Origin of the sequence: Thiomicrorhabdus sp. Milos-T2 (assembly GCF_000702325.1) — a bacterium.
Taxonomy (GTDB): Bacteria; Pseudomonadota; Gammaproteobacteria; order Thiomicrospirales; family Thiomicrospiraceae; genus Thiomicrorhabdus.
The window spans coordinates 1,967,284-1,984,660 of sequence record NZ_KL370891.1; the positions used below are offsets into that span (position 1 = coordinate 1,967,284).

15 protein-coding genes are annotated in these 17,377 nt (G+C 37.5%); 9 read left to right on the forward strand and 6 right to left on the reverse strand.

Features of this window, described 5'->3' with window-relative positions; genetic code table 11:
• Positions 1–264: 264 nt before the first annotated feature.
• Both BS34_RS0108935 and BS34_RS0108940 read right to left on the reverse strand, forming a co-directional pair.
• Positions 265–942: a TorF family putative porin gene (locus tag BS34_RS0108935; protein ID WP_029408178.1), complete on the reverse strand. Its 678-nt coding sequence runs from the start codon at positions 940–942 to the stop codon at positions 265–267.
• 172 nt (positions 943–1,114) lie between these two features.
• Positions 1,115–1,483: a winged helix-turn-helix domain-containing protein gene (locus BS34_RS0108940; protein WP_029408179.1), complete on the reverse strand. Its 369-nt coding sequence runs from the start codon at positions 1,481–1,483 to the stop codon at positions 1,115–1,117.
• 285 nt (positions 1,484–1,768) lie between these two features.
• Here BS34_RS0108940 and BS34_RS0108945 point away from each other — a divergent pair, with 285 nt between their 5' ends.
• The 4 genes from BS34_RS0108945 (at position 1,769) to nrdA (ending at position 7,251) form a co-directional block, all read left to right on the forward strand.
• The gene (locus BS34_RS0108945) at positions 1,769–1,969 is read left to right on the forward strand and encodes a YgaP family membrane protein (protein WP_029408180.1); all 201 of its coding nucleotides are present in this window, start codon (positions 1,769–1,771) and stop codon (positions 1,967–1,969) included.
• A 224-nt stretch (positions 1,970–2,193) separates the two neighbouring features.
• Entirely contained in the window at positions 2,194–3,246 is a 1,053-nt protein-coding gene (locus tag BS34_RS0108950; protein WP_029408181.1) for a GGDEF domain-containing protein, read from the forward strand.
• A gap of 155 nt (positions 3,247–3,401) precedes the next feature.
• Positions 3,402–4,472 (forward strand): CobW family GTP-binding protein, encoded by a 1,071-nt coding sequence (locus BS34_RS12645; protein ID WP_051640768.1) that lies wholly within the window; start codon positions 3,402–3,404, stop codon positions 4,470–4,472.
• 511 nt (positions 4,473–4,983) lie between these two features.
• Positions 4,984–7,251, forward strand: coding sequence for a class 1a ribonucleoside-diphosphate reductase subunit alpha (gene nrdA, locus BS34_RS0108960; RefSeq protein WP_029408183.1), 2,268 nt, complete (start codon positions 4,984–4,986; stop codon positions 7,249–7,251).
• 498 nt (positions 7,252–7,749) lie between these two features.
• On the opposite strand, the gene BS34_RS0108965 is transcribed toward nrdA, so the two are convergent.
• Together BS34_RS0108965 and nudE are read right to left on the reverse strand one after the other, a co-directional pair.
• Positions 7,750–8,709: a 3'(2'),5'-bisphosphate nucleotidase CysQ family protein gene (locus BS34_RS0108965; protein ID WP_029408184.1), complete on the reverse strand. Its 960-nt coding sequence runs from the start codon at positions 8,707–8,709 to the stop codon at positions 7,750–7,752.
• Between the two features lie 36 nt (positions 8,710–8,745).
• Entirely contained in the window at positions 8,746–9,294 is a 549-nt protein-coding gene (nudE, locus tag BS34_RS0108970; protein WP_029408185.1) for an ADP compounds hydrolase NudE, read from the reverse strand.
• 108 nt (positions 9,295–9,402) lie between these two features.
• Between nudE and yrfG the strand changes: the two genes are divergently transcribed.
• Positions 9,403–10,080, forward strand: coding sequence for a GMP/IMP nucleotidase (gene yrfG / locus BS34_RS0108975; RefSeq protein WP_029408186.1), 678 nt, complete (start codon positions 9,403–9,405; stop codon positions 10,078–10,080).
• Positions 10,081–10,685: 605 nt separating this feature from the next.
• Here the strand turns inward: yrfG and BS34_RS0108980 are convergent.
• Positions 10,686–11,318, reverse strand: coding sequence for a thiopurine S-methyltransferase (locus BS34_RS0108980; protein WP_029408187.1), 633 nt, complete (start codon positions 11,316–11,318; stop codon positions 10,686–10,688).
• Positions 11,319–11,387: 69 nt separating this feature from the next.
• Here BS34_RS0108980 and BS34_RS0108985 point away from each other — a divergent pair, with 69 nt between their 5' ends.
• The 3 genes from BS34_RS0108985 (at position 11,388) to BS34_RS0108995 (ending at position 14,672) form a co-directional block, all read left to right on the forward strand.
• Positions 11,388–11,945, forward strand: coding sequence for a redoxin domain-containing protein (locus tag BS34_RS0108985; RefSeq protein ID WP_038126335.1), 558 nt, complete (start codon positions 11,388–11,390; stop codon positions 11,943–11,945).
• Positions 11,942–12,655 (forward strand): spermidine synthase, encoded by a 714-nt coding sequence (locus BS34_RS12650; RefSeq protein WP_051640769.1) that lies wholly within the window; start codon positions 11,942–11,944, stop codon positions 12,653–12,655. Before BS34_RS0108985 ends, BS34_RS12650 begins: the two co-directional genes overlap by 4 nt.
• Positions 12,656–12,734: 79 nt before the next feature.
• Complete coding sequence (locus tag BS34_RS0108995) at positions 12,735–14,672, forward strand: ATP-binding cassette domain-containing protein (protein ID WP_029408190.1); 1,938 nt, start codon at positions 12,735–12,737, stop codon at positions 14,670–14,672.
• A 443-nt stretch (positions 14,673–15,115) separates the two neighbouring features.
• Here BS34_RS0108995 and BS34_RS0109000 read toward each other — a convergent pair whose 3' ends face one another.
• Positions 15,116–15,580, reverse strand: coding sequence for a hypothetical protein (locus BS34_RS0109000; RefSeq protein WP_029408191.1), 465 nt, complete (start codon positions 15,578–15,580; stop codon positions 15,116–15,118).
• A gap of 429 nt (positions 15,581–16,009) precedes the next feature.
• Between BS34_RS0109000 and nrdB the strand changes: the two genes are divergently transcribed.
• Positions 16,010–17,143, forward strand: a complete 1,134-nt coding sequence (gene nrdB / locus BS34_RS0109005; RefSeq protein WP_029408192.1) for a class Ia ribonucleoside-diphosphate reductase subunit beta — start codon at positions 16,010–16,012, stop codon at positions 17,141–17,143.
• Positions 17,144–17,377 lie beyond the last annotated feature (234 nt).

The following is a 17,377-nucleotide window of genomic DNA, read 5'->3' on the forward strand; positions in this document are numbered from 1 at the left end:
GTTTAACAATTTTAAGTTTGTTAAACCAAATCAACTTACTGTTTAACGGGCAATAAGGGGGAAGGATTAACAAGACGCGTGATTATATTAGTTTTTTACCTTACTTTCAAATCTAATTATAAATAAATTCTATTTATTATTTAACTAATTACCAGGCCTGGTACCTTCGCACATTAAAACTAAATCTAAAAAAGCAAAAAAGCCAGTTGATTTATAACCAACTGGCTTTTAAGGCTTTAACTAATTTTTTTGTAATTTACTAAATTACATAATATCAAAAGATTTTGTAACGCCAAGAATCAAGTAATCCTTATCATCTACAGTACTATCATCATCCATTGCTTTAATATATGAGACAGTTCCATCAAACCCTTTAGCGACTTCAAAGCCATAATCTAATTGCAAATAAGGCATATTTTTATCAGCTTCAGCCTCGTTAACACCATAAGTTCCAGTAAAACCAGCATATGTTCCAGAAATTGCTTTGTGAGTATACCAAGTATCTGATCCACCCTTAACACCTGTTGTACCATTATCATACGCAATAGAGATAGGACCATAACCCAATGAAGCGTTAAACTCTTCATAAGTATCAGCATTACTATCAGTATAGTAATAACCTGTGGCACCTAAACCAACGCTTACTCCAGAAAATTCACCACCCCAACCTCCATAAAGGTCGTACTCAAGACTAGAGGAATCTTCCAATGAAGAACCCCATGTACCAATATAGAAACCTGAATCATGTTCATAATCAAGCCCTGCAGAAGCGGTTGGTTTCTCCGTTGTTGTTTGCAATGCACCGCGGAACACGTATGTTGAGACCAAACCAGCGTTAGCCGAAACACCCGCTTGCGCTACTGCTGGAACCATCGCTACTGAAGCTGCGCCAGCAATTGCCAATGAAAGCGCTAAAGTTTTTAGTTTTAAAGTTTTTTTCATTTTTCTCTCCAAAGAAATGATTTAAGTAAATTTAGTTTCGCATTTTACTTAACCAGTTAAATGCCATAATTGAATTAATACTTAATTTTCAACACTTTATTAAAAAAAATAATTAGCACCGTTTTTTTAAAGCTTCTTTCTGCACCAAAATTTTCAATTTAAAGCACCAAAGTTAATCAAACAGTTTACTCATTTGTTGTAAAACTAACACTAACTGTTGCTCTACTACCCTAAATTCCTTTATTAACGCTTTTCCTTTTGGGGTTAACACACTCCCACCGCCTGATTTTCCGCCTTGTGCTTTTACAATTAAGGGTTCGTCATACATCGCATTTAATTCATCAATCAACTTCCAGGCTTTTTTATATGACATTCCCATACTTTTTGCTGCTTGACTCATAGAACCATGCTTTTCAATTTTTTCCAGCAGTTCAATTCGACCTATTCCAATATACCCAGCATGTTTACCGGTAATCCAGAAACGCGCTCTTATATTATCTGAATATGCCTCGCCAGGAAGTTTACTCTTGTCTTCTGACATGTATTTACCTTTTATGTCTTATATATATGAGTTAGTCTTGCATCTATGACTTTATTTAGCCGACTAACATGATAAGCAACTATGATTGACAATGAACGTTGTTATTATCAATAATATTAAAGTGAGACTTATATTTTAGGTCATCAGTCTGAAATAGAGACTGAATAGATACTATTTCTAGATTCTATTTCATTCATTATAATAAAAATAATTAAAAATGATTAAAACAACCAGCTTCGCTCTTTAAAAGAAGCAAAAGCTATATTAAAAACTCTGGAGCATATTATGAACGTAGGAACATTAGACAGAATTATTCGTATTATTTTAGGATTAGCTTTAATTGCACTTGCTTATACTGGTACAACTGGGGCGTGGGCTTATATTGGTGTTATTCCCTTAGCTACTGGACTTTTAAAATGGTGCCCTCTTTACACGCTTTTAGGTGTTCAGACTTGTCTTTTACATGAAACTGTAAAACGTGACTAACCCTTTAAGAACTTACATTTTTTAATATGAGAACGTTTCAAGAATCTCACTGTTAATAAAATACAACGTTAGTAAACTCAGAAGCCAAGTTATTCTACTACTAGTTTAACTTGGCTTTTTTTGTGCATAATTAACCAAAACAGCTCATCTGGCTTTAAAAGCCTTGCAATTAAACGTAAAAAATTAAAGAATGGACAAGTATTTCACTTAATCGATTAGTAATTATGCAAACAGATGCTTTTAAAAAACTAGTTAACAGATATCGAGCCAATAATTCGAGCAAACTTGACTCTAAAGTAATGGCTGAAAAAGCGCTTAAGGAAATTAAGCAACTAGCACTCCCAGCCACTCCTATTTACTTCACGCTAATGTATGAAGTGGTGAGTCAAATTGATCCTGACCTGGCAAATTCAATTCAAGATGCCATCAATACCAACACGTTAAACAACAGCAAAGCTGAAGAACTTTTTATTGGTTTTTTAACTCAATATATCTATAACGGACTACCACCAGAAGAAGTTGAAAGCATTCTAAACACCCTTTTAGAAGAAATATCCTCTTGGCTTCATCAAAGCAAAATTAATGAAAAGATTTTGACTTCGGAAATAACACTCCTTAGCCAAGAAAAGCTTCCAACTCATGTTGCTGAACAAGTTAACAACAAGATTTTACCTACTTTACAGAATTTCTTTAACGCCAATGACAGCTTAAAAAAACAAGTTGAAGACTCTTCTCTTGAAATTACTCAACTTAAAAATGAATTGCAACATGCTCGTAATGAGGCTAAGACAGATGCATTAACTAATATTCCAAACCGACGTGGCTTTAATGAAATTATTGCTTGCATGATGAATGAAGCGGATTTAAAAAACACCCCTTTTTCAATTATTATTTTGGATATTGATTTCTTTAAATTTATTAACGATGAATTTGGTCATTTGATTGGGGATAGTGTTTTGCGCTATTTAGCCAAACAACTCAATGAAGAAACAAAAGGGAAAGATGCGGTTGCTAGGATTGGTGGTGAAGAGTTTGTGGTTTTATTGCCTAATACTAACTATGAGAATGCGATTAATGTCGCTAATAATTTACGCCAAAAAATAGAAGATAATCGCCTAAAAGTTAAAAACCAAAATGCAAAGTTAAAACTAACTGTTTCAGCGGGGGTAGCTACCTATGATTTTAACGAATCCAGTGATGAGTTGTTGAATCGAGCCGATCAAGCCTTGTATAAAGCCAAAAACAGTGGGCGTAATAAAGTCTGCGGTGCGGAATAAATTTTTAGCGCAAAATTAATCGAGACATTTCGTTTATTAATCATACCTAGATAAACGTTTCTCGTGCAAATTTTCGCATATTCACGCATATTTTTAAACCTGTCTAAACCTATCTAAATCTAATAAAACACCCTAAAAAGTTGCCCATCATTCTTATGTTTCAATCCATTAAAAAACAAACGGCTGTTAACCTTATTACTGGCTCACTCGGCGCAGGTAAAACAACACTTTTAAAGAATTTAATTAAATTTAAACCTAAAGATGAAAACTGGGCTATTTTGGTTAATGAGTTTGGCGCCATTGGCTTAGACGGTGCCATTTTAGAACAAAATTTAGATATCACTATTGCACAAATACCGGGAGGTTGCATTTGTTGTAGTGCTCAAGGTGAGCTTAAAGATGCTATTGAAACCTTACTTAAAAGCCAAAATTTAGACCGATTATTAATTGAACCGACCGGTTTAGGTGAGCCTGATGTCTTGGTTGACCTATTACAAAGCCCCTTTTTTCAAGAACGCTTTAATGTACAGACGGTTTTTGCCGTTCTTGATGCCTTTAGCACAGGCATAAAAGAGATTGAGCAATACACTATTTACCAAAATTTACTCAATATGGCTGATGTCGTCATTCTCAACAAAACAGACCAAACCTCACCAGAGCAAGTACAAGAGCTTGAGAATTATGCAAACAACCTTTTCCCCGCTAAAACCTCTGTAATCAGCACTAATCACGCTAAAATCGAGCACAACTATTTAAATTTAGGCCGTCAACAAAGCCATCAAGCCAATACCCGTCAATTAAACGCTAATATTAACCAAAGTCAGCCGTCTAAACACCATCAATCCTCTAGCGAATTTAGCCAAACTGAGGATTTTACAATCCCCTCTCATGTTGAATTACCAGGCCTGGTAGCCCGTAAAACTCAAAATCAACTCGATACCCTTTCGGTTGGTTGGATTTTTAATGACAGCATTGAGTTTGACTGGACATTAATTCAGGAGCAATTTAGTCATTTAAGCACTCTGCCTAAAAATCAAGAGCCTTTGCGTGCTAAAGGTATTTTTAAAGTAGGTAAACCTTGGATGTTGTTTCAATGGGTTAATAACCAAACGTCTAGAGAGATTATTGCCTACCGTCGCGATTCAAGAATTGAACTACTTCTACCCAATACGACAGAATTTGACTTTAGCCAGTTTGAAGAGATGCTTAAAAAAGCTCAGAAATAAGCTTTAGCTTCTTAATATCCCTTTAAACATTTTAGTGCGAAACCCACCCCTTTTTGACGCATAGAAAACTCGTAAAATGACGCACAATTGACATTAACTACTTTTTTAAAAAATCAAGTATTTTCTGCTCTTTTTTCCATAGAGTTTTTTTTAACCTAATAGATTTTTTTTAACCTAATTTTTTTCAGGTAGTCACAGACTTATCCACAGGCTCATAGGCAAGTTTTTTGGGCTTTTAGCCATTTTTTCCACAGATTTTCATCCAACAGTTTGCCAATATTGTGGTTTTTTTAACACTTGCACACATTTGCAAAATCTACTATATTTTGCGTTATCGTTTTTACGCTAAAACTAGATGTTGTGTAATTGAGTTAAAAATATACAACACAATTAATACCCTTATTTACAATTGATTTTCTAATGTTACGCTAAGATGATGAATTTACTACGGATTCGTTTTTAAATGATTTTTTAGTTCATCTTTTTTATACACAGGTTGAAAAAAGCACCCATGACTAACAAAAATATTCAAGTTACCAAACGTAATGGAATACAAGAATCCATCGATTTGGAAAAAATTCATAGAGTAATTACATGGGCTGCGGAAGGGCTCGAAAATGTCTCTGTTTCTGAAGTAGAATTGCGTTCTCATATTCAGTTTTATGATGGAATTACAACCTCTGATATTCACGAAACTATTGTTAAGTCAGCTGCCGATTTAATTTCTGAAAACGCACCTGATTACCAACATTTATCAGCACGTTTAGCCATTTTTCACCTAAGAAAAAAAGCATTTGATCGTTTTACGCCACCTGCATTATTTGAACACACCAACAAAATGGTTCGTAGTGGGCATTATGACAGCCAGATATTAGAAGATTATTCTAAAGCGGATATTGATGAACTTGATGCTTACATTGACCATGCGCGTGATTTAACCTTCAGTTATGCCGCGGTTAAACAATTAGAGGGTAAATATCTAGTTCAAAACCGTGTAACGGGTAAAATTTACGAAAGTCCGCAGTTTATTTATATGCTGATTCCAATGTGCTTATTTGCTCATTACCCTGCAGAAACTCGCTTACAATATATTAAAGATTTTTACGATGCCTCTTCACAGTTCAAATTGTCATTACCAACGCCAATTATGTCTGGTGTGCGTACCCCAACGCGTCAATTTAGTTCTTGTGTATTAATTGAGTGTGGTGACTCTTTAGACTCCATTAACGCCACTTCATCATCCATCGTTAAGTATGTTTCACAGCGTGCGGGGATTGGAGTCAACGTTGGGCGAATTCGTGCATTAGGAAGTGAAATTCGCGGTGGCGAAGCGTATCACACTGGAATGATTCCATTTATTAAGCACTTTCAAACAGCCGTAAAATCTTGTTCGCAAGGTGGCGTACGTGGTGGTGCAGCAACGCTTTTCTATCCTATCTGGCATTTAGAAGTAGAATCTTTACTGGTACTTAAAAATAACCGTGGTGTTGAAGAGAACCGTGCACGTCACTTAGATTACGGTGTACAAATCAATAAAATGATGTACACCCGAATGATTGAAGGTGGAGATATTAGCCTATTCAGTCCATCGGATGCTCCGGGTCTATATGATGCGTTTTTTGAAGACCAAGATGAGTTTGAACGTCTTTATAAAATCTATGAAGCCGATGAAAATATTCGTAAGAAAAAAGTCAAAGCCATCGACTTGTTCACTCAAATGGCTCAAGAGCGCGCTCAAACCGGACGTATTTATATTCAAAACGTCGATCACTGCAATACTCACAGCCCATTTGATCCAAGTAAAGCGCCTGTTCATCAATCTAACTTGTGTTTAGAAATAGCCTTGCCTACAGCCCCTCTGAATTCGGTAGAAGACCCAAATGGTGAAATTGCATTATGCACACTTTCAGCATTCAACTTGGGTGCACTAGAAAACCTAGAAGAATTAGAATCACTTTCAGATTTAGTCGTTCGAGCCTTAGACAGCCTATTAGATTATCAAGACTACCCAGTAGAAGCCGCACGCCGAGCAAGTATGGGACGCCGTACTTTAGGTGTAGGTGTTACCAATATGGCTTACTACTTAGCTAAAAATAAAACTAAATATTCTGATGGTTCCGCAAATGGCCTAATACACCGTACCTTTGAAGCCATTCAATACAACTTGTTAAAAGCCTCTAATAATTTAGCTCAAGAACAAGGGGCTTGTAGCTATTTTGCAGACACAAATTATGCACAAGGTATTTTACCGATTGATACCTACAAAAAAGAGCTTGATGAAGTTTGCAGTGAACCGCTACATCTTGACTGGGAAACATTACGCTCTGATATCAAAGAACACGGTTTACGTAACTCAACCTTAACGGCATTAATGCCTTGTGAAACTTCTTCACAGATTACTAACTCGACCAATGGTATTGAACCACCCCGAGGCTATGTCTCTGTTAAAGCTTCTAAAGACGGCATATTAAAGCAAGTTGTTCCAGGTTTTAAAGAACACCGTGATGATTATGAACTACTATGGCAGATCCCCGATAATAAAGGTTATTTACAGCTTGTCGGTATTATGCAGAAGTTTGTTGACCAAGCGATTTCATCCAATACAAACTACGACCCAGCCAGATTTAATGAAGAAAAAGTTCCTATTAAACTGGTTCTTCAAGATTTGCTTTACGCCTATAAAATGGGGCTTAAAACGCTGTATTACCATAATACGCGTGACGGGGCGGATGACAACCAAGAGGATGATGGCTGCGCTGGCGGGGCTTGCAAACTTTAAACAGGTCTTTTTGCCCAAACTCTGCGTTGGATAACCGCTCGTTTACAGATGTAAACTTCGCAATTATCCGCCTTGATTTTAGGCAAAAATACTCTGTTTAAAGAGATGTACTTTTTGAATATTAAAGCGATTGAATTTAGTTATTCAATCGCTTTTTTATTGATAATTTAAGGCTATCCGAAGCCCACTATTACAATATTGCCCACAGGAGTTACCAGGCCTGGTAACTTGGTAAAAAGTAATTTTAATCACTCAATAAAGAACCCAGCAACAAGACCCATCACACATCTATTAGATAAGTCATTGCGAGCAGAGCGAAGCAATCTATGGCTAACCTCTAATTCTTTATTTTGCCGATAACCCTGGATTGCTTCACTTCGTTCGCAATGACGATAGGGTTGGTTGATAACGAGTTTGGTGCAGAGCTGGTTAATATAGTTAATTAAAATATCTAATTAATATAGTTAATTAATAGAACTAATTAAAAACTCAATAAACTCACATCACTTCCGCAAATGCTGGCCAATTATGGTCTTTATGGCTTACAGCAATAAAAAACGGGTTTAGCAGTGATTCGGTTTGAATGTATTCAAGAGGATGTCCGGCGGCATTTAAAACCGCTCCACCTGCGACTTCTAAAATACATTGTGCTGCTGCCGTATCCCATAAAGAGGTGGGGCCAAAGCGTGGGTAAATATCGGCCTTACCTTCTGCGACTAAACAGGTTTTTAAAGCCGACCCCATTTTAATTTTAGAACAGTAACCCAGCTGCGCCATAAAGCGTTGCAACTCTCCTCCATGCCTTCGGCTTACTGCCACTTTATAAGATGCTTCGCTTGATTGACCATCAGGTAATGTTGCTACCTGAATATTTACGGCTTGTTCAACTAAGTTTTGCCAATCTAGTTCTGCTTCAGTCTTAATCGGCAGCAAATTGCTGATTTTTGCCGCTCTATCAGAATCTATAAGGCTGTTTTCTGCAGTTTCTTTGTTTTTATGCTTTTGGTGTTTATACTTTGGATTTTTATGCTTTTGGTGTTTATAAGCAAAATACATATTCCCCAATTCAGTTCCATAAACTACGCCTAAAACGGGGCGATGATTATGAATTAGAGCAATATTTACACTATATTCTCCAGTATTGGCAATAAATTCTTTGGTGCCGTCTAAAGGATCTACTAACCAATAGGTTGACCAGGCCTGGCGTTTTTCAAAAGGCACGTGTTCAACACTTTCTTCGGTAATAAGGGGAATATCTGGAGTGAGCTCTTTGAGGGCCAAACAAATTAAATCATCGGCTACTTTATCAGCCACTGTAACAGGAGTGCCGTCGGCTTTTCGTTCTATATCAAGCGCAACATTTTGATGGTAGTATTTAGAAATGAGTAACCCAGCGTTATAAGCAATCTCACAAACTTGGGGTAACCACTCTTCTAACTCTAAAGACGTGTCTGTCATGATATGCCTACATGTATTAAGCTGAATAACACCTAGTTAGATGTAATTACGTTCTTTTAATAAAAGCATTAACGCCGCATAAGCTCTGCCTTCACTAAAATCGGGGTCTTCAAGCAACTTAGGCCAATCTGAAAGATGCCATTTTACCACCTCAAGCGGTTCAGGCTCATCCCCTTCGGCCTCTTGCACCGTTAAGTCTGTTGCTAAGACAATATGAGTAAGATGTGTCATATAACCTGCCGCTAAACTGACTGAATCTAACAGTTTTACGTTAGCAGGCAAAAAACTTATTTCTTCTTGGCTTTCCCGAATACTGGCTTCTTTCCAAGTTTCGCCAGGGTCAATTTTACCTTTTGGAAACCCTAATTCATACCGCCCTACCCCGGCTCCATATTCACGAATGAGTAAAATATGATTGTCCTCTAACAGCGGTATAATCAACACCGCACCCGCTTCACTGCCCAATAACCGCTCATACGTGACTTGCATGCCATTTGAGAATTCAATCTCTTGTGATTGCACAGTAAAAATCCGCGACTTAGCGGCAATATTTTCAGCTAAAATGGAGGGCATCTTTTTTGACATATAAGCTTACTCGTTTTAGATTATTTGCGTTTATACATTAATGAGACCCTTGCTCAAGGTCTTTTAGTTTTATTAAACTCATCATACGCTACAGGATAAAAATTGCCAATGACTCACTCTGTGACAAATCCGTTAATAAATTGGTCTGAAATTGATACCGTATTACTCGATATGGATGGGACTTTGCTTGATTTGCACTTTGACTGGAACTTTTGGATGCACGTCATTCCTCAAGCCTATGCAGACAAAAACAATCTCTCATTAGAAGATGCTAAAGCACTGATACATACTAAAATTCACTCTCAAACGGGTACGTTAAATTGGTATTGCTTAGATTATTGGACTGAAACGTTAAACCTACCAATTGCAGAACTCAAGCATGAACTTCGCAATCAAATAAAAGTACACCCTCAAGTCATGACCTTTTTAGCTTTTCTAAAAGCACAAAACAAAACCGTAGTCATGGTAACTAATGCTCACAGAGACAGCTTGGTGATTAAACTTGAAATGACAGAAATAGAGCCCTATTTTGACAAAATGGTTTCCGCACATGATTTTGGGATGCCTAAAGAAGATATTGCTATCTGGTCAGAGATTCAAAATATTATTTCTTACAATCCACAAAAAACCTTACTAATTGATGATAATGTTCACGCCTTAACAACCGCAAAAAAATATGGCATTAAACATTTACTTTGTGCAACCTTCGTTAGCCCTAAATTAGACAGAATAGATCCTAAAGATTTCCCTAGTTTTCATCATTATTCTGAAATTATGCCGAGTTAAATTTAGCCTTTAAGCTACTAAACCTTAAATAATTAACTCGTTTATTTAACTGTGAAAGATTGTATTAAATCAGACAGTACAGAAATTGAGAAGCCTTTTTAAATAGGATACTTTGCCTGTAATTTTGTCACTCAGGCTTCCCGTTACTTTTTGCAATTTGGCAAAAAAGTAACCAAAAAACAAACCCCACTCCATAAATGGGCAAGTTCTAAGCTTGTGAACTGAAAACGCTGAACTCGCTGCGCTCAAACAGCAGCGTTTTTTTACCGTTCACTTCGCTAAGAACCTTGCACCATTTATTACAAGGGGACTTTAGGCGTTTGTCCAAGCATCAATATAAGCATCACAAACGTGAAAAATAATTCTAATCTTATTATGATTGGTTATTAAATTAGTATCCTAATTGACTGTTATCCGTTCAGATTAAATTCAAATTATTACAATTTAATGTTTAAAATTTTCCACATCAAGTGCGGGAATGACGTTAATTATTTTTCCGAATATAACGCAGAGAGTTGGTCATTATCGGGTTTGACCCGATAATCTTGGTCTTTATTCAACGTCCTAATTTACAAACAACCAGGCCTGGTAAAGACCAAACAGGTTTATTCCCCTTCAATTACAAAAACCTTTTCTAGGGCTTTATGCCCTTTACGACTAAAAGGCACTTCTTCTACTTTGGTTACCCTAGCAAAAGGTTCAAATAGACTTCTTACTTCTTCTTCAGAAACTGAAAATGGAGGACCTGGCATTTTAGTTTGGTCGAACTCCATTGTGACAAGTAAATAGCGAGATTTTTTTGGCAAAATAGCCTGTAAATGCAATACATAGTCTTGACGCATTTGCGGTGGCAAAGCCACCAAAGCCGCTCTATCATAAACAACATGAATATCACGACACTGCTCAGCGGTTAGGTGAAAAAAATCACCGCACAACAACATCATATTGGGTAATTGATAACCACAATGATTCCCTTGCTGAATAGCTTGCGCCTGCAAATTATTTTCGACTAAAAACTCCTCTAAAGCTTTAGGACTTAATTCTATGCCTAATACGGAATGCCCTTGTTGAGCAAGCCAAAGCATATCTAAGGTTTTACCACACAAAGGAACTAAAACATTTTCATTGCCCTGTAAACCCAGCTTTGACCAATGATTTTTTAAATATTCATTAATCTCCGACTGATGAAACCCTACAACACCGCTCTCCCACATGTCATGCCAAAAATTAGCTTCCATTACTCTAATCCTAATCCGTTAACCGTCTTATAATGAGCGCTATATTAACACATGGTAAAAACCTATTTTATGAGCAATCAACCAAATTCCGAACAAAAATCCCAGCCATTACCAACGGTAAAATTTTGGCAAAAAAAATGGGTTAAAAACCTCATCACTGTTGTAATTTTTGTGGCGATTTATCTGTCAGTACGCCCATTTATGCAAGGTGATGTTATTCATGGGCAAGCACCTATCATGCAAGTGACGACTATCAATGGAAACACCATTGATTTACAAGCCTTAAACCAGCAAGGCAAACCCGTTTTAATTCATATTTGGGCTACCTGGTGCCCGATTTGTAAGGTAAGCAAAGGCGGCGTTGAATCCATTGCTAAGGATTATGCGGTGATTAATATTGCCACTCAATCGGCTGACAATGACCAGCTACTGACTTACGCTAAAGAGAATGAGATGAACCCCAATATTATCGTCAACGATTTAGAGGGAAAGTGGCTTAAAACCTTTGGTGCCAAAGCGGTCCCTGCAGACTTTGTGGTTGCGCCTAATGGTAAAATTGAATTTGTGGAAGTTGGTTTTACCACAGCATGGGGCTTACGCTTAAGACTTTGGTGGGCTGGGCTATGAAGTATGATGGCATGATTATTCACAGTGAGCGTGATGAGTTTGGTTTAATTGAAGTAGTGGATAACCGAGTCACTCGCAAACTCTATTTTGACTCTCCTATTGAGCAAAGTTGTTTATATCTTAATGCCCCCATGACTCTCAATTTTGAATACCAAGAAAAAATCATTGAGCGTGTGCATGCTTTTGCCGCAAATAAAAAAAAGCAACAACCTATTCGAGCCTTAATGCTTGGTATGGGTGGGGGCTCAATGGCAACACACCTGTTTCACACTCAACCTAATCTTCAAATGACCATTGTAGAACTACGCCAAGCGGTAATTGATTGCGCTTATCGTTTTTTTCAATTACCCAACGAACCTGAAATTGAAACCGTACAAGATGATGCGATTGCCTTTATTAACCAAAACCCATTCGCCTACGATGTCATTATTGTTGATATATTTGACGCTGAAGGCCTACCCTCAGCATTAAGCGATACCCAATTTCATGAAAACCTTTGGCACTCAACACAATCACCAGGCCTGGTGATTTTTAATCTTTGGTATCAATGGGATAAACAACAGACTAACGGTAAACCAATTACAACTTCAGAAACCCAACAAGTATTAAATTTTTGGGAGGCGCTTGATAATGAAAATACCGACTGTCATTTAAATCGCTATAATATCAAGTCCAGTCAAAACTTAATTTTAGAAGTTTTGAAAAGCTGAACGGTTTGATAAAGAGTCAATTCATAGTCAACTCATCATCAACCCCCAACTCTAACCCACATTTACTTAGCGAATCTTTATGGCATTACTTTTCTTACGCGACATCTCTTTGAGCTTTGGCGCGGCTCCTTTACTTGATAAAGTCTCTTTTCAACTAGAACCACAAGAACGAGTGTGTATTGTTGGCCGAAATGGTGAGGGAAAATCGACCCTATTAAAAGTCATAGAAGGTATTGTCAATGCCGATTCGGGTAGTCGTATCGTGCAAGATGGCGTAAAAATAGCCAAACTTCAGCAAGAAGTGCCTCATGATACCATCGGCAGTGTATTTCACGTTATAGCCCAGGGTATGGGAAATATTGGTGATCTCTTAGAAAAGTTTCATCAATTAAGTTTAGAACTAGAACAAAACTATACGGAAGAAGTCTTAGCAAAATTCACCCAAACCCAACAAGCCATTGAAAGCCAAAACGGTTGGGAGATGAAACAGCGGGTAGATACCATTATTTCAAAACTGGGTCTCCCGGAAGATAGTGAGTTTTCTAAGCTTTCTGGGGGAATGAAACGCCGAGTTTTGTTAGCCCAAGCGTTAGTTCAAGAACCAGATGTTTTATTACTTGATGAGCCAACTAACCACTTAGATATTCCCTCTATTCAATGGCTAGAAGGCTTTTTAAAAAACATTCGTTGCTCACTCATTTTTATTACCCATGATCGTGCCTTTTTACAAGCTTTAGCCACCCGTATTATTGAATTAGATCGCGGTAACTTAAGTAATTGGCAGTGTGATTACCACACCTACTTACAACGTAAAGCAGAAACGCTGGAAGCCGAAGCCAAACAAAATGCGCTGTTTGATAAAAAACTAGCCCAAGAAGAGACCTGGATTCGTCAAGGCATCAAAGCCAGACGTACCCGAAATGAAGGCCGAGTTAGAGCCTTAGAAAAGTTACGTGAAACCCATAAAGCACGTCGCAGCCAGCAAGGTACGGCTAATCTTCAAGTTAACCGCTCCGACGCCTCTGGAAAACAGGTCTTTGAAATTGATAACTTAACCTTTAATTGGCCTAAAAAACCCATTGTTAGCGATCTTTCTACCATGATTATTCGTGGTGATAAAGTTGGGATTATTGGTGAGAACGGTTGTGGTAAATCCACCCTATTGAGCTTATTACTCGAAAAACAACAACCCGATTCAGGAACCGTTAAAGTGGGTACCAATATTGATATTGCCTATTTTGATCAACACCGCGCACAATTGGATGAAAATAAACCGGTTGTTGAAAGTGTTTTAGAAGAGAGTGATCACGTAGAGATTAATGGCCAGCGTAAACATGTTATGAGTTATTTGGCTGACTTCCTATTTTTACCCGATCGTGCTCGTCAGCCAGTTAAGTCACTTTCAGGTGGTGAACGTAATCGACTTTTATTGGCGCGAGTGTTTGCCAAACCGTCTAACTTACTTATTTTAGATGAACCCACTAACGATTTAGATGTTGAAACCTTAGAACTGCTGGAAGAGTTGTTAATGAACTACCAAGGAACCGTTCTCATTGTTAGCCACGACCGTGCTTTCTTAAACAACGTATGTACCAGTAGTTTAGTGTTTGATGCACCAGGTGAGGTCAATGAATATGTTGGCGGTTATGACGACTGGTTACGCCAAAGACCAGCAGAATACGGTGACGTCACTAAAATAACCGGTACTCGCCAACCAGAAGCTGAAAAAACAACACCGGTTGAAAAGCCTCAACCTTCTCAAACTGCTGTTGATAAAAAGCCCAAAAAACTCAGTTATAAAGACCAACGCGAATACGATGCTTTGCCAGAACGCTTAGAGAGTTTAGAGACTGAATTAGAAGCGATTAATGAACAAATCGCCCAGCCTGATTTTTATCAACAAGGTGAAAAAGTGGTGCAAGCAACACTTAAAACCTTAGATGATAAAGAGAATGAATTAGAAGCCGCATTTGAACGTTGGGAAGTACTAGAAGCTCTAGTAATGGGTGAAGCGTGATTTTGAATCTATAAATCACCAGGCCTGGTAGTTTATTTGTAAAAAATTGAACTTAACCTGTCAGGACAACAGTCAATTAATATTCTAATTTAATAAACAATCATAAAGTGGTTAGAATTATTTTTCAGTTTTGTGATTCCAAGTATGAATATTGAGTTTTGGATAAACGCCCTAAGTCCCCTTGTAATAAATGGTGCAAGGTTCTTAGCGTAGTGAACGGTAAAAAAACGCTGCTGTTTGAGCGTAGCGAGTTCAGCGTTTTCAGTTCACAAGCTTAGAACTTGCCCATTTATGGAGCGGGGTTTGTTTTTTGGTTACTTTTTTGCCAAATTGCAAAAAGTAACGGGAAGCCTGAGTGATAAAAATTAAGGCAAAGGCGTAATATTTTAAAAGGCTTCTCAATCTCTGTACTGTCTGATTACATCTACACTTTTTTCAGCTTATTATTTGGCTAATGTCGCTGCTGGGGTTATATCTCCTCGCATAGCGTTCCAGTGAATTAAGCTTTGTAATAATGCCAAAAAGTCTTTTGCCATTATTGGGTGAGTTAATTGGCTATGAAAGTGTTTAGCATCAATCAGCGGTTGTGCCCTAGCTATTTCATCATTCGTTAACGTTAAAATTAACGGCGTCTCTTTAATACTTGGATTTACGGCAACAATTTCCTGCCACGGTTGCTCTAAAGCTTCAGCTAACTTTGGGCAAACAAAAACCGCAAAATAAACTCGATGAGTTGAATAGCGGCGGGACTCTAAATCAAGCAACATTTGCTCGGCGTCTCTTAACCCGGTTACCTCAACATCATAACGTTGCAAAAACTGCTCCATCTGTGAAAACTGAATATCATCCGTTTCACACACCGCAATTTTTTTACCTTTTAACCAAATCAGCTTTTCTTTAAATGACATCCATTGTCCTCACCTGATTTGCCAACAATTAATATAGAGATCTTTGCACCCAAGGGCATAAACACGAGCCTGTGATATCAGGAAAAAGTGAAAGAATCCTTTAGATTTACATATAGAGGATTATCGCCTTTTTTAACCATTTATCCACTCTTGCAAATACCTCAAAGAACTCTCATTATCTAATAATTCGACGATTAAAACCATCTAAATCGGTTAAATTAAAGGGTTAAATTAAAACGCTAAGCTCGCAATCAATTAAACCTACCAGGCCTGGTAGATCACTTTTATATTGTGTCATTAAAAATCACAACCACAACATAAGCGATTTTTTGGGTAATATAACAACCTCCTTACTATTTTTAAACCTAAAACTGTACTACAATACTGCAACGAAATTAAATCCCCATCACATACTTAGGTGAACCGTACATGAGCTGCCAAGATAAACATACTTATTCTACTTTTTGTCGTTCAACTAACGATGCTTTAAAAGAGCCTATGTTCTTTGGGCAAAACGTTAACGTTGCGCGCTATGACCAGCAAAAATATCCCTTTTTTGAAAAACTAATTGAAAAACAATTAAGTTTTTTCTGGCGACCTGAAGAGGTAGATTTATCTAGTGACCGCACGGAATTTTCTGAGCTACCTGACAATGAAAAACATATTTTCATTAGCAATCTTAAATATCAGACCTTATTAGATTCAGTGCAAGGTCGTTCACCTAATGTGGCATTGCTCCCTTTGGTGTCGATTCCTGAACTTGAAACTTGGATAGAAACCTGGGCGTTTTCAGAGACGATTCATAGCCGTTCTTACACCCATATTATTCGTAATATTGTGGCTGATCCGTCTTTGGTTTTTGACGACATTGTGACCAATGAAGAGATTGTAAAGCGTGCCGAAAGTGTTACCGAGTATTATGATGAGCTGATTGCGTTAACTAACTACATGTATGCCAATAAAATTGATATTAACCAAGATCACGAATTCCGTAAAAAAATTAAAACCGTGCTTTATCTAACCGTTGTGTCGGTTAATGTTTTAGAAGCGATTCGTTTCTATGTTTCCTTTGCTTGTAGCTTCTCGTTTGCAGAGCGTTCACTAATGGAAGGAAACGCTAAAGTTATCAAGCTTATCGCACGAGATGAAGCACTGCACCTTTCCGGCACACAAAACATGATTACCATGATGGCAGATGGTCGAGATGATCCAGAAATGACTGAGATTGCAAAAGAGCAAAAAGAGGCGACTTATGAAATCTTTAGAGTCGCTGCTGAACAAGAAAAAGAGTGGGCAGAATACCTATTTAAGGATGGATCAATGATTGGTTTGAACGCCAATATCCTTAAAGATTATGTTGAGTACATTACTAACGTGCGTTTAAAAGCGATTCACTTAGATCCTATTTTTACCAATACTAGCAACCCACTTCCATGGATGAATAATTGGCTCGTCAGTGATAATGTTCAAGTAGCTCCGCAAGAATCAGAAATCAGCTCTTACTTAGTGGGTCAGGTCGATTCAAAAGTAGGTACCGATGATTTTAGTGATTTCTCTCTATAAGAGACCTTTACGAGAAAATGTTTACTAATAAGATGAAGATATAAAAAAAGGTCATTTAACACATCGTTAAATGACCTTTTTTATTGGTTTAGCTTATAAATTTAGAAGCTTAGATTGAATCCTGCAATACAGTTGTCTTGAAATCTCTTGAATAAATACCTTTGCATTAATCAGACAGTACAGCGGTTGAGAAGCCTTTTTAAATATTAGCCTTTGCCTTAAGTTTTGTTACTC

Excerpts from the sequence above, each read along its gene's own strand:
- BS34_RS0108935 (WP_029408178.1), bottom strand. The coding sequence starts at position 942 with ATGAAAAAAACTTTAAAACTAAAAACTTTAGCGCTTTCATTGGCAATT.
- BS34_RS0108940 (WP_029408179.1), bottom strand. The coding sequence starts at position 1,483 with ATGTCAGAAGACAAGAGTAAACTTCCTGGCGAGGCATATTCAGATAAT.
- BS34_RS0108945 (WP_029408180.1), top strand. The coding sequence starts at position 1,769 with ATGAACGTAGGAACATTAGACAGAATTATTCGTATTATTTTAGGATTA.
- BS34_RS0108950 (WP_029408181.1), top strand. The coding sequence starts at position 2,194 with ATGCAAACAGATGCTTTTAAAAAACTAGTTAACAGATATCGAGCCAAT.
- BS34_RS12645 (WP_051640768.1), top strand. The coding sequence starts at position 3,402 with ATGTTTCAATCCATTAAAAAACAAACGGCTGTTAACCTTATTACTGGC.
- nrdA (WP_029408183.1), top strand. The coding sequence starts at position 4,984 with ATGACTAACAAAAATATTCAAGTTACCAAACGTAATGGAATACAAGAA.
- BS34_RS0108965 (WP_029408184.1), bottom strand. The coding sequence starts at position 8,709 with ATGACAGACACGTCTTTAGAGTTAGAAGAGTGGTTACCCCAAGTTTGT.
- nudE (WP_029408185.1), bottom strand. The coding sequence starts at position 9,294 with ATGTCAAAAAAGATGCCCTCCATTTTAGCTGAAAATATTGCCGCTAAG.
- yrfG (WP_029408186.1), top strand. The coding sequence starts at position 9,403 with ATGACTCACTCTGTGACAAATCCGTTAATAAATTGGTCTGAAATTGAT.
- BS34_RS0108980 (WP_029408187.1), bottom strand. The coding sequence starts at position 11,318 with ATGGAAGCTAATTTTTGGCATGACATGTGGGAGAGCGGTGTTGTAGGG.
- BS34_RS0108985 (WP_038126335.1), top strand. The coding sequence starts at position 11,388 with ATGAGCAATCAACCAAATTCCGAACAAAAATCCCAGCCATTACCAACG.
- BS34_RS12650 (WP_051640769.1), top strand. The coding sequence starts at position 11,942 with ATGAAGTATGATGGCATGATTATTCACAGTGAGCGTGATGAGTTTGGT.
- BS34_RS0108995 (WP_029408190.1), top strand. The coding sequence starts at position 12,735 with ATGGCATTACTTTTCTTACGCGACATCTCTTTGAGCTTTGGCGCGGCT.
- BS34_RS0109000 (WP_029408191.1), bottom strand. The coding sequence starts at position 15,580 with ATGTCATTTAAAGAAAAGCTGATTTGGTTAAAAGGTAAAAAAATTGCG.
- nrdB (WP_029408192.1), top strand. The coding sequence starts at position 16,010 with ATGAGCTGCCAAGATAAACATACTTATTCTACTTTTTGTCGTTCAACT.